The organism is Polaromonas sp. YR568 (genome assembly GCF_943371715.1).
In the GTDB taxonomy this organism is placed as follows: Bacteria; Pseudomonadota; Gammaproteobacteria; order Burkholderiales; family Burkholderiaceae_C; genus Polaromonas.
This window is the reverse complement of sequence record NZ_CALRVW010000034.1, coordinates 16635-40432: the sequence shown is the minus strand read 5'-3', so window position 1 is coordinate 40432 and position 23798 is coordinate 16635. Positions and strand designations below refer to the sequence as shown.

Here is a 23798-nt window from a genome sequence, read left to right as displayed (position 1 = left end):
GCCCGGCCGCCATCAGCGACTGCAGCCGCACCGCGTCGCCGAACACCACCGAGTCGCCAGCGGCGGCGGCCTGGCGCACCCGGTCCGGGTCCAGGTCCAGCGCGATGTAGGGGATGCCTTCGCGCTCCAGCATGTGGCCCAGGTTCTGGCCGCAGCGCCCGTAACCGCAGACAATCACGTGCCGGTCGGTGTTGATGGATTTGCGCGCAATCGTGGTCATCTGCAGCGACTGCTGCAGCCACTCGCTGGAGACCAGCTTCATCACGATGCGGTTGCTGTACATGATGATGAAGGGCGTGGCCAGCATCGACAGCACCATGCTCGCCAGGATGGGGTTGAGCAGCGACGGGGGCACGAGGTTGTTGCCCTGCGCCAGGGTCAGCAGCACAAAGCCGAACTCGCCGGCTTGCGCCAAGTACAGGCCGGTGCGCAGCGACACGCCGGTGGTGGCGCCCAGGCCGCGCGCCAGCGCCGTGATCATGACCAGCTTGAACAGCACCGGCACAGTCAGCAGCAGCAGCACCAGCGGCCAGCGTTCGAGCACCAGCCGCCAGTCCAGCATCATGCCGATGCTAATGAAAAACAGGCCGAGCAGCACATCGTGGAAGGGCCGGATGTCGGTCTCCACCTGGTGCTTGAATTCGGTCTCCGAGATCAGCATGCCGGCGATGAAGGCGCCGAGCGCCAGGCTCAACCCGGCCAGCTCGGTGAGCCAGGCCAGCGCCAGCGTGACCAGCAGCAGGTTCAGCACGAACAGCTCCTCGCTCTTGCGCCTGGCCACCAGCGTCAGCCACCAGCGCATGACACGCTGGCCGCCGGTCAGCAGCAATCCGACCAGCACCGTCGCCTTGAGAGCGGCAATCGCCAGGGCCATCAGCAGCTTGTCGGGAGAGGCGCCCAGCGCGGGAATCAGCACCAGCAGCGGCACCACGGCCAGATCCTGGAACAGCAACACGCCCATCACGCGTTTGCCGTGTTCAGAGTCGAGCTCGAGCCGCTCGGACAACAGCTTGACCACCACGGCGGTGCTGCTCATGGCAACGGCGCCGGACAGCGCCAGCGCCGTCTGCCACGGCATTTTCCAGAGCGTGGGTGCGAGCGTCGCCAGAAACAGGGAGCCGACCGTGGCCAGCACCATGGTGGACACGACCTGGAGCATGCCCAGGCCGAAGACATGACGCCGCATCGAGCGCAGCTTGGGCAGGTTGAACTCGAGTCCGATCACAAACATCAGGAACACCACGCCGAACTCGCCGAGATGGCGCACGCCATCGGAGTTTTTTGCCAGCGCCAGCGCGTTCGGGCCGATCACCACGCCGACGGCCCGGTAACCCAGCATGGGCGGCAACTTGAAGAAGCGGCAAGCAACCACGCCAAGCACTGCAGCCAGCAAATACAGCAGTGTGAGTTCGAGCGCGGTCATGCTTGGATGGTAGCCGATGGGTGTTCTCTCTCTCCCGGAGGGTGAGTGGGCAGGACGGTCCCAATTCAGTGCGGCTCTATAGAATGCAGGCATGAGCTTTGATCCCGCGAAATTCGACCCTGCGCAAGCGCTGGCACTGGCCCACAGAACCTTTGACATTGAAGCCGCCGCGGTACTCGGCCTGAAAAGCCGGGTCGGCCCCGAATTCGCGCAAGCCGTGCAGGTCATGCTGGCCTGCAAGGGCCGCGTCGTGGTGATGGGCATGGGGAAAAGCGGTCACATCGGACGGAAAATTTCCGCGACGCTTGCGTCCACCGGTACACCGGCCCTGTTTGTCCACCCGGCTGAAGCCAGCCATGGCGACCTCGGCATGGTGTCGCCGGGGGATATCGTGCTGGCGATCTCCAACTCCGGCGAAGTCCAGGAGCTGGCGGTCATTCTGCCGGCCCTGAAGCGCCTCGGGGTGACGCTGGTGGCGATGACCGGCCGCGCCGGCTCGACGCTTGCGCAGCACGCCGATATTGTCCTGAACAGCGCCGTGGATGTGGAGGCCTGCCCGCTCAATCTGGCGCCAACGGCGAGCACCACGGCGCAAATGGCGCTGGGTGATGCGCTGGCGGTGGCCTTGCTTGATGCACGCGGCTTCAGGGAAGAAGACTTTGCCCGTTCCCACCCGGGCGGGGCGCTGGGCCGCAAGCTGTTGACGCATATCGAGGATGTGATGCGCACCGGCGATGCGGTGCCGTCGGTTGGCTTGCAGGCCAGCTTCACGGAGCTGATGCGCGAGATGAGCAGCAAGGGCCTGGGTGCGTCGGCCGTTGTCGATGATGCGCGCCAGGTCCGCGGCATTTTCACCGATGGCGATTTGCGCCGGCTGATTGAAAAAGGCGTGGACCTGCGGGCCAGCAAGGCCGCCGATGTGATGCATCCCAACCCGCGTACCCTGCGTGCCGGCGCGCTGGCGGTGGAAGCGGTGGCGCTGATGGAGCAGTACCGCATCACCAGTGTGCTGGTGGTGGACGATGCGGGCGTCTTGTGCGGTGCGCTCAACAGCAATGATCTGCTGCGTGCCAAAGTGATTTGATGTTAACGATGAAACCCCATTCGCCAGCCCTGAATTTCGCGCCCCAACTGCTGCTGCTTGCGCAGCAGGTGAAAGTGGCTTTTTTTGATGTGGACGGCGTGCTCACCGACGGGGGCCTGTATTTCGGCGAATACCCGGAAGGCGATCCGAGGGCGACACCGCAGGTGGGGTTTTATGCCGCGGGCGAAACGCTCAAGCGCTTCAACTCCCTCGACGGCCATGGCCTGAAGTTGCTGCAGCGCGCCGGCATCACCCCGGCGGTGATCACCGGGCGCGACAGCGCCGTGCTGCGGACTCGCCTGCAGGCCCTCGGTATCGTGCATGCTCATTTCGGAACCGAAGACAAACGCCCGGCCGCCGAGATCACGCTCAAGGCGCTGGGCCTGGACTGGTCGCAGGCGGCCTTCATGGGCGATGACTGGCCCGACCTGCCAGTGATGCGCCGCGTGGCCTTCAGCTGCGCCCCCGCCAACGCGCATGAGGAGGTCAAGGCCCTGGCCACGCATGTCACGCAGGCCCGCGGTGGTGACGGCGCCGTGCGTGAGTTCTGCGACCTGCTGATGGTGGCCAGTGGCCGTTACGCGGCCTTGCTGCAGGAGTACACCGACTGATGGTTGCCAATCCCTCCCTGGACCCTCCTGCCAACGCGGTTCCCGCATGGCGCAACGCGCTGGACAGGGTGTCGCTGCTGTGGGAGCGCACGGCCATCTACATCCCGGTACTGATGATGGGCGTGCTGGCGCTGGGCACGTACTGGCTGGTCAGAAACACGCCCGCCTCGCTGCCGCCTGAAGGCCAGCGGGCGGTCAGCGCCGAGCCGGACTACTACCTGCGCAAGTTCGGCATCAAGACTTTTGATGACGCGGGGCGGCTCAAAAGTGATGTCTCCGGCGCCGAGCTGCGCCACTACCCCGAGACCGACACGCTGGAGATCGACCAGGCGCTGATCCGCAGCTACAGCCTGGAAGGCCGGCTGACGACCTCCACCGGCAACCGCGCGCTGACCAATGCCGACGGCTCGGAAGTCCAGCTCATCGGCAATGCACGCGTGGTGCGCGAAGCGGCCGTGGATGCGGCCGGCCGGGAAATTCCGCGGCTCGAATTCAAGGGCGAGTTCCTGCACGTGTTTGTCAACGAGGAGCGCGCGAAGTCGCACCTGCCGGTGGTCATCACGCGGGGCAGCGACCAGTTTGCAGGTGACACCTTTGCCTACGACAATTTTGACCGCGTGGCAGACCTCAAGGGGCGCGTCAAAGGCGTGCTTGTACCGCGCAAAGCCCCCGCGGGTGGCGCGCCCTGACGGCGGCTGGCGGCCGCCTGTAAAAAGCCGGCCGGTTCAGGCGCGGCAGGAGTTTTCCATGTCCAGACTTGTTTTCATCACCGGCGCCTCCAGCGGCATTGGTCAGGCCCTGGCCCTGCGGTTTTTTCAGGCCGGCTACCGGCTGGCACTGGTGGCGCGCCGGACCTCCGAGGTGGAATCATGGGCGCAGGCACAGGGAATAAGCGCCGAGAGCTATAAAATCTATAGCGCTGATGTGGCGGACTGCAACAGCATAGTGGCCGCAGGGCAGGCCTGCCTGGCAACCCAGGGGGTGCCGGATGTGGTGGTGGCCACCGCCGGCATCAGCATTGGCATGGACACGGCGGTGCGCGAGGACCTGGAGGTGATGGCACAGACCTTTGCCACCAACAACATCGGCCTGGCGGCGACGTTTCATCCTTTTGTGGCTGCCATGGTGCAGCGGGGGTCGGGTTCGCTGGTGGGCATCGGCAGCGTGGCGGGCATTCGCGGCCTGCCTGGCCACGGCGCCTACTGTGCCAGCAAGGCGGCCGTGATCAGTTACTGCGAAAGCCTGCGGGGCGAGCTGCGGCCTGCGGGCGTCAAGGTCGTGACCCTGTGTCCCGGCTACATCGACACCCCGCTGACGCAGAAGAACCGCTACGCCATGCCGTTTCTCATGCAGCCAGCGGCGTTTGCCGACAAGGCTTTCTCCGCCATCGAAGCCGGCGTCAGCTACCGCGTGATTCCCTGGCAGATGGGTGTGGTGGCCAAGCTGCTGCGCCTGTTGCCCAATGCGGTGTTCGACAAGGCCCTGGCGGGCCGGCCGCGCAAACACCGGCAACCGGAAAAGCCGCTCTAACGCTACAAAAACAATAGCTGCAGGCGACCGCAGATCAAGGGCCACCATGCAAAAAGGCTTCAAAACCGAAGTCTTGAAGCCTTTTCAAGCTGTCTTCAGCCGAAGCTGAAGGGGCTGGGGTCAGGGCTTAGTAGCCGCCGCGTCCACCGCCGGAGCCGCCACCACCGTAGCCGCCGCCGCCGGAACGGCCACCGCCGCCACCACCGCCGCCGTAACCACCGCCGCCGCCGCCACCACCGTAGCCGCCGCCACCACCACCGCTACCGCCGCCGAAGCCGCCGCCAGTGCGTGGAGGACGTGCTTCCATCGGACGGGCTTCATTGACCACAACGCTGCGACCGCCCAGAGGCTGGCCGTTCATGCCGGCAATAGCTGCCTGCGCTTCGGCATCGCTGCCCATTTCCACAAAGCCAAAGCCTTTGGAGCGACCGGTGTCGCGCTCCATCATGACTTTAGCGCTGGTGACAGCGCCGAACTGGCCAAAAGATTGTTGCAAGTCTTCGTCGCGGACGGAGTAAGGCAGATTGCCGACGTAAAGTTTGTTGCCCATGAAGGGACTCCTCTAAAACACAATGACAAAAGCGATGGAGTCCCGAAAGCACAACAATCTTCCAAAGTACAGCTGTAGCGCGCGAAACTGACCGATCACCTGACGGGTGTGGATTTGCATCCACAGCCTTTATGTTATGCGGCCCCACCCGGGGAAGACAAGCAAATATTGCCGTCGTCAGGCTGGGCAGACCCGCATCAACACTGGGCTGGCGGCCGGTTTTGCCCCGGAGCGCGAGCGTTGGCGCGCCGACTCGTGGCGCGTTGCACTGCAAATAGCGCTTCGAAAAATGAAAGAGTGTTGATTTTCAACAAAAAAACAGGAAGTTTGTGCCCACTTGTATTTTCTCGTTCAAGACGGGCGGGCGCTGTGTCGGTGCTGAAGCCAAAAAACGAATTTTTACGCTGCTGACACAAATGACCGGCCATTTTTGCGAGGGCTCGCGTTCGCCGGGACCGCTGGCGGGCCGGGCGGCCGCGCCGGCCATCAGTCGGGCTTGATGTCCTGGGTGCCAGGGCTCGGTGCCTCGCCCGCATAGTTGCGCCAGCGGCCCATCGCCAGTCGCATGGTGATGAGCTGGTTTTCAAATTGCGGGCAGGCCTTGCAGGCCAGCATGTGCAGCCGCAAGGCCACGGTATCGGACAGGCTCAACGCGCGGTCCTCCCGCGCCACCAGCAAGGCCGCGGCCTGCCTGCAGGTGCGCATCAGGGGAAGGGACTGGATCTTCATGACGGCCCTTCAGTGGGTGTGTTGGCCAAACCAGTGAACGGCCAGGCATTCGCGCAAACGCAGGCGCGCACGGTGAAGCTGGACGTACAAATTGGTCGGCGTGAGCGAGAGTTCCTTACAGACTTCTTCGCAGGACAGTTCCAGCCATTCGCGCATCAGGAACAGGCGGCCGAGCGCCGGGGGCAGCCGCTCGACGCAGGCATCAAGCACCTTGAAAAACTGGCTTTGCGCCAGGGTTTGCTGCGGATCACCCCAGTCACCGGGCGGGCTGGCGAAGTGGCCGTCGGCCTGGAAGGCGAGCTTGTCCAGTTCATCGGCTTCGTCATCGGCCCCGCTATCGGGAAGCGCAACCTCCCGGGCGTGGCTGCGGATCAGGTCGATGACCTTGTGTTTGAGAATGCCGACCAGCCAGGTTTTGAGCTGTGAACGGTTGCCAAACGATTGCGGCTTGGACAGTGCCGCCAGCAGGGTTTCGGAGACGGCGTCCTCCGCCCAGGCATCGTTGCGCAACTGCAGCCTCGCAAAACGCATGAGGTAGACCCGGTGTTCAACCAGTTGCTCTTCAAAGGTGGCCATGGATGGCGAGTCTAGCCGCACGGCGGCGCGGGGATGGCAAAAAAAGTGCAGAAATACCCGTAAGGATTCCAGCCAGTCCGCGACCAAGTCCTTGCAGTCCAAATCTGCTGCCACCACCCACCAAGGACACCATCATGGGTTTTGCCTGTCACGTTTCAACACCCATCGCCTCCCGCAGCGGCGCTCGTTCAGACCGGAGCTTCGCGGGCTTGGGTACGCTCGCCCTTATCGCTCTCGGGATGGTCATTCCCTCGCAGGCGCAAACACCGCCGACCTCCATGAAGGCGGAAAGCACCGTCGCCGCGCGAGTGGCCGCAGCAGCGCCGCACATCGAAGGCAAAACGGTGGAGGGCAAGCCCTTCAGGCTGTCCTCGCTCAGGGGCAAAGTGGTGCTGGTGTTGTACTGGTCCACTGGCTGCGCGGTGTGCCGCGACAAGATGCCCGAGCTGCGGACCAACTACGAAGGCTGGGTCGGCAAACCCTTCGAGCTGGTGGCTGTGAGCACCGACACACGCATGCAGGACGTGCTGGACTATGAAGCCATCCTCTCGCGCACGGTGTCGACCCGGCAGCGGTTTGTCCAGCTCTGGGCCGGCGACAGCAGCTACCGCGACAACCTGGGCCCCCACGCGCAGCTGCCTGCGGGTTATCTGGTCGACAAGTCCGGAAAAATTGTCGAGCGCTACCTGGGCCGGATTCCGCCGGAGGCCTGGGACCGCATTGCCGACCTGCTGTAAGCCGCGAGCATTTTTTTGACGGAGAGAAAAATCCTGTAAGAACGCCCGCTGTCGCGGGACCAAGCTTTAACCAGACAGAGAAAACAAATGGGTCTGGTCGGGATTTTTAACCTGTTCGAATCAACTGGAGATTTCAAATGAACCAACGCGCCCTGATTGCTGCAGCTGCAGCTTCCCTGCTGTCCACCATGCTGATGGCTACACCCGCTGTCGCCCAGGAAAAAGAAAAATGTTACGGCATCGCCAAGGCGGGCCAGAACGATTGCGCCAACCTCGCAGGCACCCATTCCTGCGCCGGGCAGTCCAAGCTCAGCGACGATGCCGGTGAATGGAAATATGTGGCCAAAGGCACTTGCGCCAGCATGAAAGGCATGACGGCCGACCAGGCGAAGATGAAAGGCAAGGCCATGATGGACAAGCCGATGATGGACAAGAAGAGCTGATCGCTTGCTGACTGTTCCCCTCCGGGCGAAGCCGCCTGTCCCTGGACAGGCGTCGCCTTCTGGCTGTGACTGACTCCATTCTTTTCACCACGGGCATAGGCTGGCGGCATCCGCACTATGCGTCCCTGCTCGAGGCGCGACCGGAGCTGGACTTCCTGGAGGTCCATTCCGAAAACTTTTTTGCGCCCGGCGGCGCGGCGCGCGCCGTCCTGCAGGAGGCCCGCCAGACCTACCCGATCAGCCTGCATGGCGTCGGGCTGGCACTGGGTTCCGCCGCCGGGATTGATCCCTGGCACCTGGCGCAGCTCGCTGCGCTGGTCGAGCGCATTGAGCCGGTTCGCGTCTCCGACCATGCCTCGTTTGCGCGTGGACCCTGGGGCGGCACCACCGTGCATGCGGCGGATCTGCTGCCGCTGGCCTTTCACCGGCAGTCGCTGGATGTGTTGTGCGCCAATGTGCAGCAGGTTCAGGATCGACTTCAAAGGGTCTTGCTGGTTGAAAACCTGTCGGCCTACGTCAGCTTCAGCAGCTCCGACATGGACGAGGCGGAGTTCCTAGGGGAACTGGCCAGCCGCACCGGTTGCGGCCTGCTGGTTGACGTGAACAATATCTACGTCAATGCGCTCAATGCGCGCCTTGCTGGCAGCACGGACGATCCGGTGCGCGCCTGCATGGCGTGGATGGAGCGGTTGCCGCCGCACGCGGTGGCGGAGCTGCATGTCGCCGGCCACAAGGACTGCGGCGACATCGTGATCGACGACCATGGCAGCCGTGTGTGTGACCCGGTCTGGCAGATCTACCGTCACGCGCTCACGCGTTTTGGTGGCGCGCCACAAGGCCTCGCGACCCTGGTGGAGTGGGACACCGACATTCCGCCGCTGCAGGTTCTGCTTGATGAAGCAGCTCGCGCACGCGCTTTTCAGGCGCATGCCGAAGAGGTGCCCGCGTGACGCGCGACGACTTCCCCGAGCAACAGGCCTTGCTGCAGGCCGTGCTTGGTGCGGGCGATGCGAGCGCACTGTTGCAATGGCTGCCGCAAGGCCGGGCGGCCCAACGGTTGAACGAACGCGGCCTGCTGGTCTACCGCGCCAACGGCCACGCACTGGCGGAACGCGCCCTCGCGGCGGCCTACCCGGTTTTGTTCCAGTTCATGGGAGAAGAAAATTTTGCAATGTTGGCGCGCCATTTCTGGTCCGCTCACCCGCCTTCGCGTGGCGACATGGCCTGTTGGGGCGAGGACCTTGCAGGCTTCGTTGATGCCGCGCCGCAGCTGGCGGACGAACCTTGCCTGGGTGATGTCGCGCGGCTTGAATGGCTGATGCATGCGACTGCCACCGCAGCAGACGTAGAGGCCGATTTCCCTTCGTTTGCCTTGCTGGCTTCGGAGGATGCCGCACCGCTCTCCCTTGCTCTGGGCGCGGGCGTAGCGCTGCTGGCAAGCGCCAGCCCCGTGGTCAGCATTGTCAACGCGCACCTGCTGGGTCAGCCCAGCCTCCAGGAAGCCGGGCAACGGCTTGCCGCCGGTTGCGCCGAACATGCACTGGTCTGGCGCCAGGGATTCAAGCCTTGTGTGCGACCGAGCAGCGCGGCAGAACACAAGCTGATCGAAACGCTTCTGGCTGGCCGGGCGCTTGCAGAGGCACTGGATGGCGTCGACAGGCTGGGCGAAGAGGCCGCGGCGTTTGATTTCAACATCTGGCTGGCTGCGGCCGTACAGACCGGCCTGGTCTGTGGTGCGTGTCCGTGCCAATAACCGAGGAGAAAGAAATGATGACAACAACAACGATAGCTACAGGCAGCCAGCGGGGATGGGTCATGCGTGGGCTCAAGGCCTGGGCTTTGCTGACGCGGGCGCTGGACGCGCTGCAGCCGCTGGCTGCGCTCCTAGCGCGCCTGTACATCGCGCAGGTGTTTTTTCTGTCGGGGCTGACCAAATTGCGAGACTGGGAGACCACGGTGGCCTTGTTCACCGACGAGTACCACGTGCCCTTGCTGCCTCCGGCGGCGGCCGCTCTGCTGGGGACGGCGGGCGAGCTGGTGCTGCCCGTGCTGCTGGTGCTGGGCCTGGCGGGCCGCTTGCCGGCGCTGGGCCTGTTCGTGGTCAATACCGTCGCAGTGATCTCGCTCAGCGAGATCGCACCGGCCGCCCTGCAGCAGCATGTGTTCTGGGGCACGCTGCTGGCGGGGCTGGCCATTTACGGTGGGGGGCCGTGGTCGCTGGACCGCTGGCTGGCGCCGGCATTGCGGCGGGTTCGCCGAACTTCATAAGCCAAATCGACCATCAGCCCAATAGGGATGAGCGCAGGTTGCTATAAATTCAGGAGCAAACGGTGGCGGGTCACCATCGTGGCCCTCACCAGTTGACCTCGCGGTCGGGGGTGGCGCCGATGCGGTGTATCGACAGGTCGGCGCCTTCGTATTCCTCTTCCTGGCTCAGGCGCAGGCCCATGGTGGCCTTGATCAGGCCGTAGACCGCGAAGCCCGCCAGCAGCGCCCAGCCGACACCCATGACCGTGCCGATCAGCTGCGCGCCGAGATGCACGCCGCCCAGGCCGCCCAGGGCCTTGCTGCCGAAGATGCCTGCGGCGATGCCGCCCCAGGCGCCGCACAGGCCGTGCAGCGGCCAGACACCCAGCACATCGTCGATCTTCCAGCGGTTCTGCGTCAGCGTGAACATCAATACAAACACCGCGCCGGCGATGCCGCCCGTGACCAGCGCGCCCAGCGGGTGCATCAGGTCCGAGCCCGCACACACCGCGACCAGCCCCGCCAGCGGGCCGTTGTGCACAAAACCCGGGTCGTTCTTGCCGAGCGCCAGCGCGGCCAGCGTGCCGCCGACCATGGCCATCAGCGAGTTGACCGCGACCAGGCCCGAGATCTTGTCAATCGTCTGCGCACTCATGACGTTGAAGCCAAACCAGCCGACCGTCAGGATCCAGGCGCCCAGCGCGAGGAAGGGAATGCTGGACGGCGGATGTGCCGAGATGCCGCCGTCCTTGCGGTATCGGTTGCTGCGTGCGCCGAGCAGGATCACCGCCGGCAAGGCCAGCCAGCCGCCGACCGCATGAACCACGATGGAGCCGGCAAAGTCATGAAACTCGAACCCGGTCAGCGCCTTGATCCAGGCCTGCACGCCGAAGTGCTGGTTCCAGACGATGCCCTCGAAAAACGGGTAGACAAACCCGACGATCACGGCGGTGGCCAACAGCTGCGGGTAAAACCGTGCCCGCTCCGCAATGCCGCCGGAGATGATGGCCGGAATGGCCGCGGCAAAGGTCAGTAAAAAGAAGAACTTGACGAGTTCGTAGCCGTTTTTGGCGGCCAGCACTTCCGCGCCCACGAAAAAGCTCGTGCCGTAGGCCACGCCGTAACCGACGACGAAGTACACGACGGTGGACACCGAGAAGTCCACCAGGATCTTGACCAGCGCATTGACTTGATTCTTTTTGCGAACTGTGCCGAGTTCCAGAAAAGCAAAACCGGCGTGCATGGCCAAAACCATGATGCCGCCCAGCAGGATGAACAAGGCATCCGAGCCCTGTTTTAGTGCGTCCATAAGCCCCTCTTTGAATGTTTGAGCAGTTTTAGTGCAGAAGCAGGTAGTAAAAAGCGATAGCACCAAAATCAAGCAAAAACTGCGCCAGAGAGGTGCGCACCAACTTGGGCAGATCAAAAACAGCGGGACGCCGGGAGTTACAATGGCGCTCTGTCATTGGGGAGTAGCCACCCTTTCAATCCTGAAAGGGGCTTGCGTCAACAGACTTGTCCATCACGGACATGGCGCCAGCAGTCCATCGGACCCAGCGAGACCTTTGACTGCACAGCTCCTGCTCAAGGCCGGGGATGCCGTGCAGTCAATGGTTTTCGGCCGGAGTCTTTTCACATGGAAGCTTTCCTCATCTCCACGGGCATCGTCGCCCTCGCCGAAATGGGCGACAAGACGCAACTTCTCGCCCTCGTCCTTGCGGCCCGTTTCCGCAAACCCTGGCCCATCGTGGCCGGCATCTTCGTCGCCACCGTCGCCAACCATGCCATGGCCGGAGCCCTGGGCGCCTGGTTGACCACCCTGATCAGCCCGCAAACCATGCGCTGGATCCTCGGTGTGTCCTTCCTTGCCATGGCGGGCTGGATGCTGGTTCCGGACAAGCTCGACGACGATGCGGCCGATGGGCGCCTGCCGCGCTTCGGCGTGTTCGGCACCACCGCCATGCTGTTTTTCCTGGCCGAGATGGGCGACAAGACGCAGATTGCGACCGTGATGCTGGCCGCCCGTTACGACGCCTGGTTCGGCGTGGTTGCCGGTACCACCCTGGGCATGATGCTGGCCAACGCCCCGGTGGTCTGGCTGGGCGCCCGCGTCACGCAGCTGGTGCCGCTGCGTGTGGTGCACATCGTGTCGGCGGTTATTTTTGCCGGCCTGGGGCTGGCGGCCTTGCTGATCAAGGCCTGAGTCGGGTGCCAGGCCCGCAACCGCACGCAATCAGAGGGGTTCTTCATGCCAGCAGGGGCCGCGGAACGGGCTTCGCCCGGCCGCAGGCGCAGCAGCCCCCTCGGGGGGCAGCGCATTACACGAAGCCGAAGGCGTAGTGAAAAGCGTGGGGGTATACTTATTCAGCGCCGATTTGCTCAGCTTGCGGGCGCTTAAAAAGTACCGCTAAAGACGAACATCCATGAACCCGGACTCGCTTTTAGCGATGCCGGGTTTTCTTTTGTTCACGGGTTCTGTTCAGGCTTTCTGTTTTGCTAGTTGCCACACCCCAGTCCATGCATTTCGCCGACGTTTTGCCTTTGCAAAGCGGCGCGTCCATCCTTGCCTACGACCTGAGCTACGAGACCTACGGCACGCTCAATGCCGACCGGTCCAACGCCGTGCTGATCTGCCATGCGCTGAACGCCTCGCACCATGTGGCCGGCGTCTACCTTGATGCGCAGGGTGCGGTGCTGCCGAAATCCGAAGGCTGGTGGGACACCATGATCGGCCCCGGCAAACCGGTGGACACCGATGTGTTTTTTGTCATTGGCGTGAACAACCTGGGCTCCTGCTTCGGCTCGACCGGGCCCATGCAGCGCAACCCCGACAGCGGCGAGATCTACGGCGCCGACTTCCCGGTGGTCACGGTGCAGGACTGGGTGCAGGCGCAGGCGCGCCTGCTCGACGCGCTGGGCATCACCACCCTGGCTGCGGTCATGGGCGGCAGCCTGGGCGGCATGCAGGCGCTGAGCTGGACACTGCAGTACCCCGAGCGCGTGCGCCACGCGGTGGTGGTGGCCAGTGCGCCCAACCTGACGGCGGAAAACATCGCCTTCAACGAGGTGGCGCGACGCGCCATCGTGACCGACCCGGACTTTCATGGCGGGCACTACGGCCGCCATGGCGTGTTGCCGCAGCGCGGCCTGCGCATTGCCCGCATGATCGGCCACATCACCTACCTCAGCGACGACGTGATGAACGAGAAGTTCGGCCGTCAGCTGCGTGAAGTGGCCCTGGGCCATGCCAGCGGCTACAAATTTTCCACCCAGGAGGTCGAGTTCCAGATCGAAAGCTACCTGCGTTACCAGGGCGACAAGTTCAGCGAGTACTTTGACGCCAACACCTATCTGCTGATCACGCGGGCGCTCGACTATTTCGATCCGGCGGCAGAGCACGGTGGCCAACTCACACCGGCGCTGGCGCGGGCCCGGGCCAAATTCCTGCTCGTGAGCTTCAAGACCGACTGGCGCTTTTCGCCGGCGCGCAGCCGCGAGATCGTCAAGGCCCTGCTCGACAACCAGCGCGACGTGAGTTACGCCGAGATCGACGCGCCCCATGGTCATGACGCCTTTTTGCTCGATGACCCGCGTTACATGGGCGTGGTTCGCTCCTATTTCGAGAGCAAGGTGGCACCATGCTGAAGACGCCTCCCCAGCTCTCCGCCGACCAGCTGGTGATTGCCCGTCTCGTACCCCCGGGTTCACGCGTGCTGGACCTCGGTTGTGGCGACGGCGCCCTGCTCGACCACCTGATCCGCGAACGCGGCTGCACCGGGTACGGCGTGGAAATAGACGACGCCAACATCCAGGCCTGTGTGGCGCGCGGCGTCAATGTGATCCAGCTCAACCTCGACGAAGGCCTGGCCATGTTCGGCGACGCGAGTTTCGATGTGGTGCTGCAGATCGACACGCTGCAGCACCTGCGCAACGCCGAGGTCATGCTGCGCGAGACGGCGCGCGTCGGCCGCACCGGCATCGTGGCCTTTCCCAACTTCGGCCACTGGCCAAACCGCGTGGCGGTGCTGCGCGGCCGCATGCCGGTCACCAGGGTGTTGCCTTACCAGTGGTACGACACACCGAACATCCGGGTCGGCACCCTGCAGGACTTTGCCGCGCTGGCGCAGAAAAACCGTCTGAACATCCTCGATGTCTTCGGCTTGCAGGACGGCCGGGAAGTCCGCTTCTGGCCGAACGCCCGCGCCAGCCGCGCGGTGTTCAAGTTCCAGCACGGCTAGGTCAGGGGGTGGCGGCGCCCCCCGGCCGATGCTAATATTCAGCCATCGGGATGTCAGCCTCCCGACTCTTCACAGATAGACGGTGTCCCGTCCAAGCGCTGGTAACTCATAGGAGTATTCCGTGGACACCTCTTTCATTGCCATTCCCCGCATCACCCCTGAACAACTCGCGGCCCGCATGGGCCGCGCGGACGCGCCCCTGCTGCTGGATGTTCGCCGCGAAGAAAAATTTCACGGCAACCCGCGCATGCTGGCCGGCGCCCGACGCTGCGCGCCGGAACATGTTGCTGCGCTGGCCGCGTCCGAACCGGCGCGCGAAGCGGTGGTTTATTGCGTGTACGGTCACAACGTCAGCGCCGAGGCAGCAGCCACCCTGCGCGCAGCCGGCTGGAACGCGCAGATGTTGGCCGGCGGCATGGAAGGCGGTGAAGAAGGCATCGACACGCCGCAGGATATCGCGCAATGGCGCGCCCACCCGCCACTCACCGTGTTGAAGCGCCCTGACTGGGGCGTCACCGGTGAACGGGCTTCGCGCTGGGTCACCCGTGAACGGCCCAAGATAGACCGCATTGCCTGCCCCTGGCTGATACGCCGCTTCATCGACCCGCGTGCCGAATTTTTATACGTGCCGACGGCGGAGGTTTTCAGCGAAGCGGCCCGCTTGGGCGCGGTGGCTTTCGACATTCCCGGTGCGCCGGTGTCCCATGAAGGCGAGGCCTGCAGCTTTGACGCCCTGCTGCGCGCTTTCGACCTGCATGTGCCAGCACTGGATGTGCTTGCCCGCATCGTGCGCGGCGCAGATACCGACCGCCTGGACCTGGCGCCACAGTCGGCGGGGCTGCTGGCTTTTTCGTTGGGCTTGTCACGCCTGCACCCGGACGACCCTGTCATGCTGGAGGCCGCCCTGCCGCTTTACGACGCGCTCTACGCCTGGTGCCGGGATGCGCGGCAAGAGACTCACAACTGGAAGCCGCAAACCATGACCGCAGGAACCGCCGCATGAGCGACGTCATTTCTTCCGCCGGCGCACCGGCCAGCGTGCCGTTTGCCGAAGCGTTCAGGTTCTGGCTCAAGCTCGGCTTCATCAGTTTCGGCGGGCCGGCCGGGCAGATTGCCATCATGCACCGCGAGCTGGTCGAGCAGAGACGCTGGATCTCGGAAAAGCGTTTTCTGCATGCGCTCAACTACTGCATGTTGCTGCCGGGGCCGGAGGCGCAGCAGCTGGCCACCTACATCGGCTGGCTGATGCACCGGACCTGGGGTGGCATCGTGGCGGGTGCGCTGTTCGTGCTGCCGTCGCTGTTCATCCTGATCGCGCTGAGCTGGATGTACGTGGCGTTTGGCGACGTGCCGCTGGTCGCCGGAATGTTTGACGGCATCAAGCCGGCCGTGGCCGCGATCGTGCTGCAGGCGGTGCACCGCATCGGCAGCAAGTCACTAAAGAATCCGGTCAAAGCCCCCGTCCCTTGGGTGGTCGCCGCTCTCAGTTTCATGGCGATTGCGTTTCTGCACGTGCCGTTCCCTTGGGTGGTTCTGGGCGCTGCGCTGACCGGCTGGCTGTGCGCGCGTTTTGCGCCCGGGCAGTTTGCCGTCGGTGGTGGGCATGGCGGCACGGTGCGGGTCCATGTGCCTGCGCTGATCGACGACCACACACCCACCCCCGGCCACGCGCGCTTCAGCACAGCGCGGCTGGCGAAGGTACTGGCGGCGGGTGCCGTGCTCTGGCTGTTGCCGATGGGGGCACTGGTCGCCTGGCAGGGCTGGAGCGGGGCGCTGACCCAGATGAGCTGGTTTTTCACCAAGGCGGCACTGCTGACATTTGGTGGTGCCTATGCGGTGCTGCCCTATGTGTACCAGGGCGCGGTCGAGCAGTTCGGCTGGCTCAGCGGGCCGCAGATGATCGACGGGCTGGCGCTGGGCGAAACCACGCCAGGCCCGCTCATCATGGTGGTGGCCTTTGTGGCGTTTGTCGGCGGCTGGACCAAGGAGGTGCTGGGGCCGGACGCGCTGTTCCAGGGCGCGACGCTGGCGGCCCTGCTGGTGACCTGGTTCACCTTTTTGCCGTCGTTCATCTTTATCCTGGCGGGCGGACCGCTGGTGGAGTCCACCCACGGCAAGATACATTTCACCGCGCCGCTGGCGGCCATCACGGCGGCTGTGGTCGGCGTGATTGCCAGCCTAGCTCTGTTTTTCATAGCGCATGTCGCTTTCCCCGCGGGCGCTGCAGGCGGTTTTCCTTCAAATGTGGCGTGGCCGGCGTTGGCGATCCTGGTCGCCGCCAGCCTGGCGTTGCTGCGCTACAAGGTGGGTGTGATTCCGGTCATCGCGGCCAGCGCGCTGGCCGGCCTGCTGCTGCGCCTGGGCGGCCTGACGTGAGGGTGGGGCGGCGGCGTACGACACGCGCCGCGGTATGCTCCAGCCCATGCAAGGCCATCCGGAAAACACACCCATTGCCCCGGCGCTGAAGCTGTTCGAGCGGCTGTTCGGCCACTGGGTGCACCAGGTGACGCCGGCGAGCCTGCGCGCCGATCTGATGGCGGGGCTGCTGGGTGCGGTGCTGGTGTTGCCGCAGGGCATTGCCTTTGCCACGCTGGCCGGCCTGCCGCCGGAGTACGGCCTCTACACCGCCATCATCCCTTGCATCATTGCTGCGCTGTTCGGCTCCAGCTGGCATGTGATGTCGGGCCCGACCAACGCCAACTCGCTGGCGCTGTTTGCCATGCTGTCGCCGCTGGCGCTGGCCTTCAGCCCGGGCTACATCCAGATGGCGCTGGCGGTCACCGTGATGGTGGGCGTCATGCAGTGGCTGATTGGCGCGCTGCGGCTGGGCTCGCTGGCCAACTTCATTTCGCCTGCGGCGCTGTTCGGCTTCACCTCGGGTGCGGCGGTGTTGATCGCGGTGTACGCCCTGCCCGATCTGCTGGGCCTGCCGGCGGCGGCCGACCATGGGGCTGCCGCGGTGCTGCTGCATGTGGGCGCGATGCTCCGCTCGGTGCAGCCGGCGGCGCTGGCCGTGGCCGGCGTGACCGTGGCCGTGGCCCTGCTGGTGCGGCGGCTGCGCCCCAGCTGGCCGTCCATGCTGGCCGGGCTGGTGGCGGCGACGGCGCTGGCCTGGGGCTGGGCGACGTACGTCAGCGCAGCGCCGTTGCCGCTGCGCACGGTCGGACAGATCACCACGCCATGGCCGAAATTTGCGATTCCCACTGTGAGCTGGTCGGCGCTGTCCGAGTTGTTGGGGCTGGCGTTTGCGCTGACCATCGTGGCGCTGGGCCAGTCGATCTCGATCGCCAAGGCGGTGGCCGCGCGCTCCGGCCAGCGCATCGACGCCAACCGCGAGTTCCGCGGCCAGGGCCTGTCCAACATCATCGGCGGCTTTTTTTCCTCGTATGTGTCCTGCGGCTCGCTGAACCGGTCCATGCCGAATCTGGAGGCCGGCGCGCGCACGCCGCTGGCGGCGGTGTTCTCGGCCCTGCTGCTGCTGGGCCTGGTCGCCGTCAGTGCGGCACTGCTGGCGCAGATCCCGATGGCGGCGCTGGCGGCCCTGCTGGTTCTGGTGGCAGTCTCGCTGCTGGACCTCGGGCGCTGGCGGCAGTTGTTCAGCCTGAGCCGCACCGAATTCGGCGTGGCGCTGGCCACGCTGGTGGCGACCGTCAGCATCCGGCTGGAGATCGCCATCCTGCTGGGCACCCTGCTGTCGCTGATGTCCTTTCTGTACCGCACGTCCAAACCCGCGATGCGCACCATGGGCTTCGACAGCCGCGCGCCGGACCGGCAGTTCGTGGTGCTGGCCGATGCCGAACACCCTTTACCCGAGTGCCCGCAGCTCAAGCTGCTGCGCATGGAAGGCGAGGTCTATTTTGGCGCCACCCAGCATGTGGCCGATACCCTGCATGCGCTGCGCCATGCGCGCCATCCGCAAAAACACCTGCTGGTAATGGGCAAAAGCATGAACTTCATCGACCTGGCCGGCGCCCAGCTGTGGGAGGCGGAACTCAACGCGCGCCGGGCGATGGGGGGCGATTTGTACTTTCACCGCCCGCGTCCCGAAGTCATCCAGATGTGGCAGACCACCGGTTTCACACGGCTGCTCGGCCCCGAGCACCAGTTCCCCGACAAGCGCAGCGCGATCGCGACGATTTTCACGCGACTGGACCCGGCCATCTGCCGACAATGCACGGCGCGTATTTTCGAGGAGTGCCGCGGCGTGCCCGGGCCTGATCCCGTGGACGACGCAGCCGACCCTAAGCCTGCGCCTTGAAACCCAGGCGCTGCAGCAGGGCGGTGGCGGCTGCCGGCGCTTTTTCCTTGGCGCCGTTGATGAAAAACACAAACACGTCCCTGGCCTTGCCCTTGGCTTTCAGGGGCGCCAGCCGCGGCAGGTCGTCGGGCTCACCGCCCTGCGCCCAGGTTTGCGCCGCCGCCGCCCAGCCATCCAGGGCCTTGGGCGCATAGCCGTTCGTGAACTTCGCGTCGCTGCACATCAGCCGGGCATAGACAAAATCCGAGGTGAGGTCGGCAAAGGACGGGAAGTCGGGCGAGTCGGTAAACACCGTCGCGCAGTGGTGCTTGCGCGCCAGTGTCAGGTAGTCCGGCGTCATGAAGCTGGGGTGGCGCACATCGAGCACGTGGCGCAGCTGGCGGCCATCCACCGCCTTCGGCAGCAGCGCCAGGAAGGCCCCGAAATCATCGGCATCAAACACCTTGGTCGGCATGAACTGCCAGACGATGGGGCCGAGCTTGTCACCGAGTTCGCTAATGCCGCTGCCGACAAAACGGGCTACGGACTCGCCGGCTTCGGCGAGGACCCGGCGGTTCGTGGTGAAGCGGCTGGCCTTGAGCGAGAACACAAAACCGTCCGGCGTTTCGTCGCGCCATTTGGCAAAAGTCGGTGGCTTGAAGGTGCTGTAGTAGGTGCCGTTGACCTCGATGGCGGTCAGCTGGCGGCTGGCGCAAGCCAGCTCCTGGCTGTGCGGCAGCTTGGCCGGGTAAAAGTTGTCACGCCAGGGCGCGTAGGTCCAGCCGCCTATGCCGACGCGAATGGCGGGAAGGGAACTTTCGGATGGTTTCAAGGCGATACTCCCGCAAACAGGGGATGACGGTTTCGCCAGGGTCCCGGACAATGCCCTGACGTGCGGCGTTCCCCGAAGCACAGCCTGGCACGATGTGCGCAGCACGGTTACAGTGACAGTTCAGCCGGACCGTCCCGCTGAACCCTTTTCCCGGAGTGTATTCATGAACGCCCCCTTGCATCGAGAAATTCCCGCCAGCGTGCTGGACGCCACCCAGGCCCTGTCCCAGGTCAGCGCCCAGTGGGACGGCGACATCGTCAAACAGATCACCGACTACATCACCATCCCCGCCAAGTCGCCGTCCTTTGATGCCGACTGGGCCGGCCACGGCCATCTCGAGACCGTGCTGCGTAACGCCGCGGCCTGGGTCGAGGCGCAGAAGGTGGAGGGCCTGACGCTCGAGATCGTTCGCCTCCAAGGCCGCACGCCGGTGCTGTTTTTTGAAGTGCCTGCGACCAAAACCGGCGCCACGGAAACCGTTCTGATGTACGGCCACCTCGACAAGCAGCCCGAGTTCACCGGCTGGCGTAACGACCTCGGCCCCTGGACGCCCAAGTACGAAGACGGCAAGCTGTTCGGGCGCGGCGGTGCCGACGACGGTTATGCGCTGTACGCCAGCATCGCCGCGATCCAGGCGCTGAAAAGCCAGAACGTGCCGCACCCGCGCATCGTCGGCTTGGTCGAAACCTGCGAGGAAAGCGGCTCCTACGACCTGCTGCCCTATGTCGATGCCTTGCGCACGCGGCTCGGTGACGTGGGCCTGGTGATCTGCCTCGATTCGGGCGCGGGCAACTACGACCAGCTCTGGCTCACGACCTCGCTGCGCGGCATGGCCAGCGGTGTGCTGAAGGTCGAGATCCTCACCGAAGGTGTGCATTCGGGCGATGCCAGCGGCCTGGTGCCCTCGAGCTTTCGCATCATGCGCCAGGTGCTGGACCGCCTGGAAGACAGCAAGACCGGCACCCTGCTACCGCAAAGTTTTCACTGCGAAATTCCCGCCGAACGGCTGGCGCAGGCGAAGGCCACCGCGCAAATCCTCGGCGACCAGATCTACAAGCGGTTTCCGTGGGCCCATTACGACTGCGGTGGCGCGACCATGTTTGCGCTGCCGACCACCACCGACCCGGTCGAGGCCCTGCTCAACCGCACCTGGAAACCGACGCTGAGCGTGACCGGCGCCGACGGCTTCCCCGAGATGGGCAATGCCGGCAATGTGCTGCGGCCTTACACCGCCTTCAAGCTGTCGCTGCGCCTGCCGCCGCTGGTCGATGCCGCCGGCGCGGTGCAGGAGCTCAAGGCCCTGCTCGAGGACAACGCGCCTTACCAGGCCCGGGTCACGTTTGAAAGCGCTGGCGGCGCCACCGGCTGGAATGCACCGGCGACCTCGCCCTGGTTCGAGCAGGCGCTCAACGAAGCCTCGCAGGCTTTTTATGGGGCACCCTGCGGCACCATTGGCCAGGGCGGCACGATTCCGCTGATGAACATGCTGAGCCAGGGTTTTCCGAAGGCGCAGATGATGGTTTGCGGCGTGCTGGGGCCGAAGAGCAATGCGCACGGCCCCAACGAATTCCTGCACGTGCCGTATGCCAAGAAAATCACCGCGGCCGTGGCGTCCGTCATCGCCCGCATGCCCTGAGCCGGACTGCCATGGACCATCCCTTGCTGGCACCGTTCACCGCCCGCGACGGCGAAAACCTGGCGCTGTACGAGTGGCCCATGGACGCCTGGGAGGCCGACAACGCCTTGCCGCCGCGCGCGGTGGTGCTGCTGGTGCACGGTCTCGGCGAACACGCGAGCCGCTACGAGCATGTGGCGCGTCGTTTGCTGGACTGGGGTTTTGCGGTGCGCGCCTACGACCAGCGTGGCCACGGTGAATCGGGCGGCGAGCGCGGCGGCCTGTCCAGCGAGTCCCTGCTGCTGGAGGACCTGGCCGAGGTGGTCGACGACACCCGCCAGCGCTCGCTGCGCCTGCCGCGCGCGGACGGAGAGCTGGCCGATGCCCTGCCGCTGATCCTGCTGGGGCACAGTTTGGGGGGCCTGGTGGCGGGCCGTTTTGTGTCGCTCGGGCTGCGGCCTGTTGAAGGCCTGGTGATGTCCTCGCCGGCGCTCGATCCCGGGCTCAATGCAATCCAGAAACTTTTGCTGGCCACCCTGCCGGCGATTGCACCGAATCTGCGTGTCAACAACGGCGTGAAGCCCGAGTTCATCTCGCACGACCCGCAGGTGGTCCGCAAGTACCAGGCCGACCCGCTGGTGCATGCCAAAATTTCCGCGCGGCTGGCCAAGTTCATCGCAACCGCCGGGCCGGCCACGGTGGCCGCCGCCGCCACTTGGCGCACGCCGACACTGCTGATGTATGCCGGCGCCGACAAGCTGGTCAACCCGGCCGGCAGCCGCGCTTTTGCCGAAGCGGCCGCCAGCCATGGTGGCGCCCAGGTCGTGACCACGCGCTGTTTTGACGGGCTGTACCACGAGATCTTCAACGAGCTGGACGCGGCGCCGGTGTTTGCCAGCCTGAAAGCCTGGCTGGACGCCAGGTTTTAGGAAAAAAAGCTGTCAGCCTTTACTCCTATTGCGCGGGCAGCTCCTGAATTGATAGCGTGTCAGGCGACGCTGCGGCTGCGCCGCTGCAGCGCCAACCAGCCCAGCGCGGCACCAGTCAGGCCCAGCGGCAGCAGCGAACCGAGGTTCAGCAGCGTCCAGCCCTGGGTGGTGACCAGCACACCCGAGGCCAGCGAGGACAGCGCCAGCACCGCGAACACGCAGAAGTTGAGCGCGCCCTGCGCTTTGTCTTTTTCTTCCGGCCGGTAGGCCGTCAGGGCCAGCGTGGTGGCGCCGGTGAACAGGAAGTTCCAGCCCACTCCGAGCAAAAACAAGGCGACCAGGAACTGGTGCAGGTTGACGCCCGACAGCGCCACCAGCACACAGGCCACATTGAGTGCCAGCCCCACCGCCATGATGGGCAGGGTGCCAAAACGCTTGATCAGGTGGCCGGTGAAAAAGCCCGGCGCAAACATGCCGATCACATGCCATTCGAGCACCAGCGCGGCGTCGGAAAACGGCAGGCCGCAGACCTGCATGGCGATCGGCGTGGCCGCCATCAGCAGGTTCATCACGCCGAAACCCAGCGCGCCGGCCGCAGCGGCGACGATGAACACCGGCTGGCGCATGATCTCGCCCAGCGGCCGGCCGCCGCTGGCCGCCTGCTGCGGCGGCGGCGGCGGGAACTGCACAAAGGCCAGCAGCGCCATGGCCAGCAGTGCCACGCCCGCCAGCGCCAGGTAAGCGCCGGCAAAAGGCACGGCGGTCAGGCTGCGTGTGCCCGCCGCCAGGTTCGGGCCGGCAATCGCGCCGATCAGGCCGCCAGCCATCACCAGCGAAACGGCTTTTTCGCGGAAGGCCGGCTGCGCCAGCTCGGCCGCGGCGAAGCGGTAGAGCTGGGCGTTGGCGTTGTAATAACCGGCCACCACGGTGGCGGCCACCAGCAGCCAGAAGTTCCGGCTGTAGGCGGCATAACAGCACAGCAGCGCCGACAGCACCGCCACCAGAAGGCCGAGCTGGAACGAGGTCTTGCGGCCGAAACGCTTCTGGGTGCGCGCGACGATGCCGGTCGACAGCGCCCCGCCCACCACATACCCCATGACCGGCAGGGTGGCCATCCAGCCCAGTGGCGCCAGGTTCAGCCCGACCAGGCCGTTGATGGCGATGAAGGTGACGTTGTTGGTGAGAAACAGGCCCTGGCAGATGGCCAGCAGCCAGAGGTTGCGGTTCATGGTTCAGGCTTCCAGGGTGAGCAGCGCCAGGCAGGCCAGCGGCGCGGTTTCGGCACGCAGCACGCGCGGGCCCAAGGTCACCGGCAGAAAGCCGCGCGCCAGCGCGGCGTCTTCTTCGGCCAGGCTCAGGCCGCCTTCGGGGCCGCTGAGCAGGGTCACGGGGGTGGTGCTGTCATACGCTGCCAGGGCTTGCGCCAACGGTTGTGTGCCGGCGCGCAGCGACAGTAGCAGCCGCGGTTCGCCCGGCGAGGCGGGCGGCAGCGCGGCCAGCCAGTCGCTCAGCGTGTCGACCGCATGCACCGGCGGCAGCCGGTTGCGCCCGCACTGTTCGCAGGCGGCGATGGCGACGCCCTGCCAGTGCGCGACCTTCTTGTCGGCGCGTTCGCCCTTGAGCCGCAGCACCGAGCGTTCGGCCATCAGCGGCGCGATGCTGGCCGCGCCGAGTTCGCTGGCTTTTTCGACCAACCAGTCCATGCGTTCGTTGGCCGGCATGCCCACCGCCAGGTGCACGGCGCGCCGGGTTTCGCGCTCCACCGGGCTGTGGCTGTCGACCCGCACCTGCACGTCGCTGCGGCCCATGCGTTCAATCGTCGCCCGGAACTCGCCGCCCTGGCTGTTGAACAGCGTGATCACGTCGCCCGGCTGCAGGCGCAGCACCTGCACGTGGCGCGCGGCGCGTTCCGGCAGGGCCAGCGCGTCGCCGGTGCGCAGCGGCAGGTCGGCATAGAAGCGGGCCGTCATAGCCGGCCTTCGGAAACGTGCATGTTGCTATGAAATAAAGAGCGGTC

General features: G+C 65.2%; 25 protein-coding genes and 1 riboswitch. Of the genes, 17 read left to right on the top strand and 8 right to left on the bottom strand.

Annotation, left to right across the window (positions count from 1 at the left end; genetic code table 11):
- On the bottom strand, window positions 1-1423 hold a 1423-nt coding region (locus tag AAG813_RS18200), incomplete at its 3' end, for a cation:proton antiporter (protein ID WP_341917322.1).
- 91 nt (window positions 1424-1514) lie between these two features.
- Here AAG813_RS18200 and AAG813_RS18195 point away from each other — a divergent pair.
- Genes AAG813_RS18195 through AAG813_RS18180 form a run of 4 tightly spaced genes read left to right on the top strand, consistent with a single transcriptional unit; the run spans window position 1515 to window position 4648 of the window.
- Window positions 1515-2507, top strand: a complete 993-nt coding sequence (locus AAG813_RS18195; RefSeq protein WP_341917320.1) for a KpsF/GutQ family sugar-phosphate isomerase — start codon at window positions 1515-1517, stop codon at window positions 2505-2507.
- A gap of 8 nt (window positions 2508-2515) precedes the next feature.
- Window positions 2516-3118 (top strand): HAD hydrolase family protein, encoded by a 603-nt coding sequence (locus AAG813_RS18190; RefSeq protein ID WP_341917319.1) that lies wholly within the window; start codon window positions 2516-2518, stop codon window positions 3116-3118.
- Window positions 3118-3807, top strand: coding sequence for an LPS export ABC transporter periplasmic protein LptC (gene lptC, locus AAG813_RS18185; protein WP_341917318.1), 690 nt, complete (start codon window positions 3118-3120; stop codon window positions 3805-3807). The genes AAG813_RS18190 and lptC overlap by 1 nt, the downstream gene beginning before the upstream one ends.
- A 58-nt stretch (window positions 3808-3865) precedes the next feature.
- Complete coding sequence (locus tag AAG813_RS18180) at window positions 3866-4648, top strand: SDR family oxidoreductase (RefSeq protein WP_341917316.1); 783 nt, start codon at window positions 3866-3868, stop codon at window positions 4646-4648.
- 127 nt (window positions 4649-4775) lie between these two features.
- Here the strand turns inward: AAG813_RS18180 and AAG813_RS18175 are convergent, their stop codons facing one another.
- From AAG813_RS18175 to AAG813_RS18165, 3 genes are all read right to left on the bottom strand, one after another.
- The gene (locus AAG813_RS18175) at window positions 4776-5198 is read right to left on the bottom strand and encodes an RNA-binding protein (protein WP_341917314.1); all 423 of its coding nucleotides are present in this window, start codon (window positions 5196-5198) and stop codon (window positions 4776-4778) included.
- A gap of 486 nt (window positions 5199-5684) precedes the next feature.
- On the bottom strand, window positions 5685-5927 hold the full coding sequence (locus AAG813_RS18170) for a zf-HC2 domain-containing protein (protein ID WP_341917312.1): 243 nt from the start codon (window positions 5925-5927) through the stop codon (window positions 5685-5687).
- A gap of 9 nt (window positions 5928-5936) precedes the next feature.
- The gene (locus AAG813_RS18165) at window positions 5937-6503 is read right to left on the bottom strand and encodes a sigma-70 family RNA polymerase sigma factor (RefSeq protein ID WP_341917310.1); all 567 of its coding nucleotides are present in this window, start codon (window positions 6501-6503) and stop codon (window positions 5937-5939) included.
- A 239-nt stretch (window positions 6504-6742) separates the two neighbouring features.
- Here AAG813_RS18165 and AAG813_RS18160 point away from each other — a divergent pair, with 239 nt between their 5' ends.
- The 5 genes from AAG813_RS18160 (at window position 6743) to AAG813_RS18140 (ending at window position 9951) form a co-directional block, all read left to right on the top strand.
- Window positions 6743-7240 (top strand): TlpA disulfide reductase family protein, encoded by a 498-nt coding sequence (locus tag AAG813_RS18160; RefSeq protein WP_341917308.1) that lies wholly within the window; start codon window positions 6743-6745, stop codon window positions 7238-7240.
- A 137-nt stretch (window positions 7241-7377) separates the two neighbouring features.
- Window positions 7378-7683 (top strand): DUF2282 domain-containing protein, encoded by a 306-nt coding sequence (locus tag AAG813_RS18155; protein WP_341917307.1) that lies wholly within the window; start codon window positions 7378-7380, stop codon window positions 7681-7683.
- Window positions 7684-7748: 65 nt separating this feature from the next.
- On the top strand, window positions 7749-8633 hold the full coding sequence (locus tag AAG813_RS18150; protein ID WP_341917305.1) for a DUF692 domain-containing protein: 885 nt from the start codon (window positions 7749-7751) through the stop codon (window positions 8631-8633).
- On the top strand, window positions 8630-9436 hold the full coding sequence (locus AAG813_RS18145; protein WP_341917303.1) for a putative DNA-binding domain-containing protein: 807 nt from the start codon (window positions 8630-8632) through the stop codon (window positions 9434-9436). The genes AAG813_RS18150 and AAG813_RS18145 overlap by 4 nt, the downstream gene beginning before the upstream one ends.
- 62 nt (window positions 9437-9498) lie before the next feature.
- Window positions 9499-9951 (top strand): DoxX family membrane protein, encoded by a 453-nt coding sequence (locus AAG813_RS18140; protein WP_341917326.1) that lies wholly within the window; start codon window positions 9499-9501, stop codon window positions 9949-9951.
- An 85-nt stretch (window positions 9952-10036) separates the two neighbouring features.
- Here AAG813_RS18140 and AAG813_RS18135 read toward each other — a convergent pair whose 3' ends face one another.
- Entirely contained in the window at window positions 10037-11239 is a 1203-nt protein-coding gene (locus AAG813_RS18135; RefSeq protein WP_341917302.1) for an ammonium transporter, read from the bottom strand.
- Between the two features lie 146 nt (window positions 11240-11385).
- Window positions 11386-11559, top strand: a riboswitch (yybP-ykoY riboswitch).
- A 7-nt stretch (window positions 11560-11566) separates the two neighbouring features.
- Here AAG813_RS18135 and AAG813_RS18130 point away from each other — a divergent pair.
- The 6 genes from AAG813_RS18130 to AAG813_RS18105 all read left to right on the top strand — a co-directional run bounded on the left by AAG813_RS18130 (window position 11567) and on the right by AAG813_RS18105 (window position 18426).
- Window positions 11567-12133: a TMEM165/GDT1 family protein gene (locus AAG813_RS18130; RefSeq protein WP_341917301.1), complete on the top strand. Its 567-nt coding sequence runs from the start codon at window positions 11567-11569 to the stop codon at window positions 12131-12133.
- 272 nt (window positions 12134-12405) lie between these two features.
- Window positions 12406-13575 (top strand): homoserine O-acetyltransferase, encoded by a 1170-nt coding sequence (locus AAG813_RS18125; protein WP_341917324.1) that lies wholly within the window; start codon window positions 12406-12408, stop codon window positions 13573-13575.
- Window positions 13569-14168 (top strand): methionine biosynthesis protein MetW, encoded by a 600-nt coding sequence (metW, locus tag AAG813_RS18120; protein ID WP_341917300.1) that lies wholly within the window; start codon window positions 13569-13571, stop codon window positions 14166-14168. Before AAG813_RS18125 ends, metW begins: the two co-directional genes overlap by 7 nt.
- A 121-nt stretch (window positions 14169-14289) precedes the next feature.
- A complete protein-coding gene (locus AAG813_RS18115) occupies window positions 14290-15171 on the top strand; it encodes a chromate resistance protein ChrB domain-containing protein (RefSeq protein ID WP_341917298.1) in 882 nt (293 codons plus the stop codon).
- Window positions 15168-16544: a chromate efflux transporter gene (gene chrA / locus AAG813_RS18110; RefSeq protein ID WP_341917297.1), complete on the top strand. Its 1377-nt coding sequence runs from the start codon at window positions 15168-15170 to the stop codon at window positions 16542-16544. Before AAG813_RS18115 ends, chrA begins: the two co-directional genes overlap by 4 nt.
- Before the next feature lie 46 nt (window positions 16545-16590).
- Window positions 16591-18426, top strand: coding sequence for a SulP family inorganic anion transporter (locus AAG813_RS18105; protein ID WP_341917295.1), 1836 nt, complete (start codon window positions 16591-16593; stop codon window positions 18424-18426).
- On the opposite strand, the gene AAG813_RS18100 is transcribed toward AAG813_RS18105, so the two are convergent.
- A complete protein-coding gene (locus tag AAG813_RS18100; RefSeq protein WP_341917294.1) occupies window positions 18410-19237 on the bottom strand; it encodes a DUF72 domain-containing protein in 828 nt (275 codons plus the stop codon). The two genes, AAG813_RS18105 and AAG813_RS18100, sit on opposite strands and share 17 nt — an antisense overlap.
- Before the next feature lie 163 nt (window positions 19238-19400).
- Between AAG813_RS18100 and AAG813_RS18095 the strand changes: the two genes are divergently transcribed.
- Both AAG813_RS18095 and AAG813_RS18090 read left to right on the top strand, forming a co-directional pair.
- Window positions 19401-20873, top strand: a complete 1473-nt coding sequence (locus AAG813_RS18095; protein WP_341917292.1) for a M20 family metallopeptidase — start codon at window positions 19401-19403, stop codon at window positions 20871-20873.
- Window positions 20874-20884: 11 nt separating this feature from the next.
- Window positions 20885-21781, top strand: a complete 897-nt coding sequence (locus AAG813_RS18090; protein WP_341917291.1) for a lysophospholipase — start codon at window positions 20885-20887, stop codon at window positions 21779-21781.
- Window positions 21782-21840: 59 nt separating this feature from the next.
- Here the strand turns inward: AAG813_RS18090 and AAG813_RS18085 are convergent, their stop codons facing one another.
- Window positions 21841-23010 (bottom strand): MFS transporter, encoded by a 1170-nt coding sequence (locus AAG813_RS18085; RefSeq protein WP_341917289.1) that lies wholly within the window; start codon window positions 23008-23010, stop codon window positions 21841-21843.
- Between the two features lie 3 nt (window positions 23011-23013).
- Window positions 23014-23751: a 16S rRNA (uracil(1498)-N(3))-methyltransferase gene (locus AAG813_RS18080; RefSeq protein ID WP_341917287.1), complete on the bottom strand. Its 738-nt coding sequence runs from the start codon at window positions 23749-23751 to the stop codon at window positions 23014-23016.
- Window positions 23752-23798 lie beyond the last annotated feature (47 nt).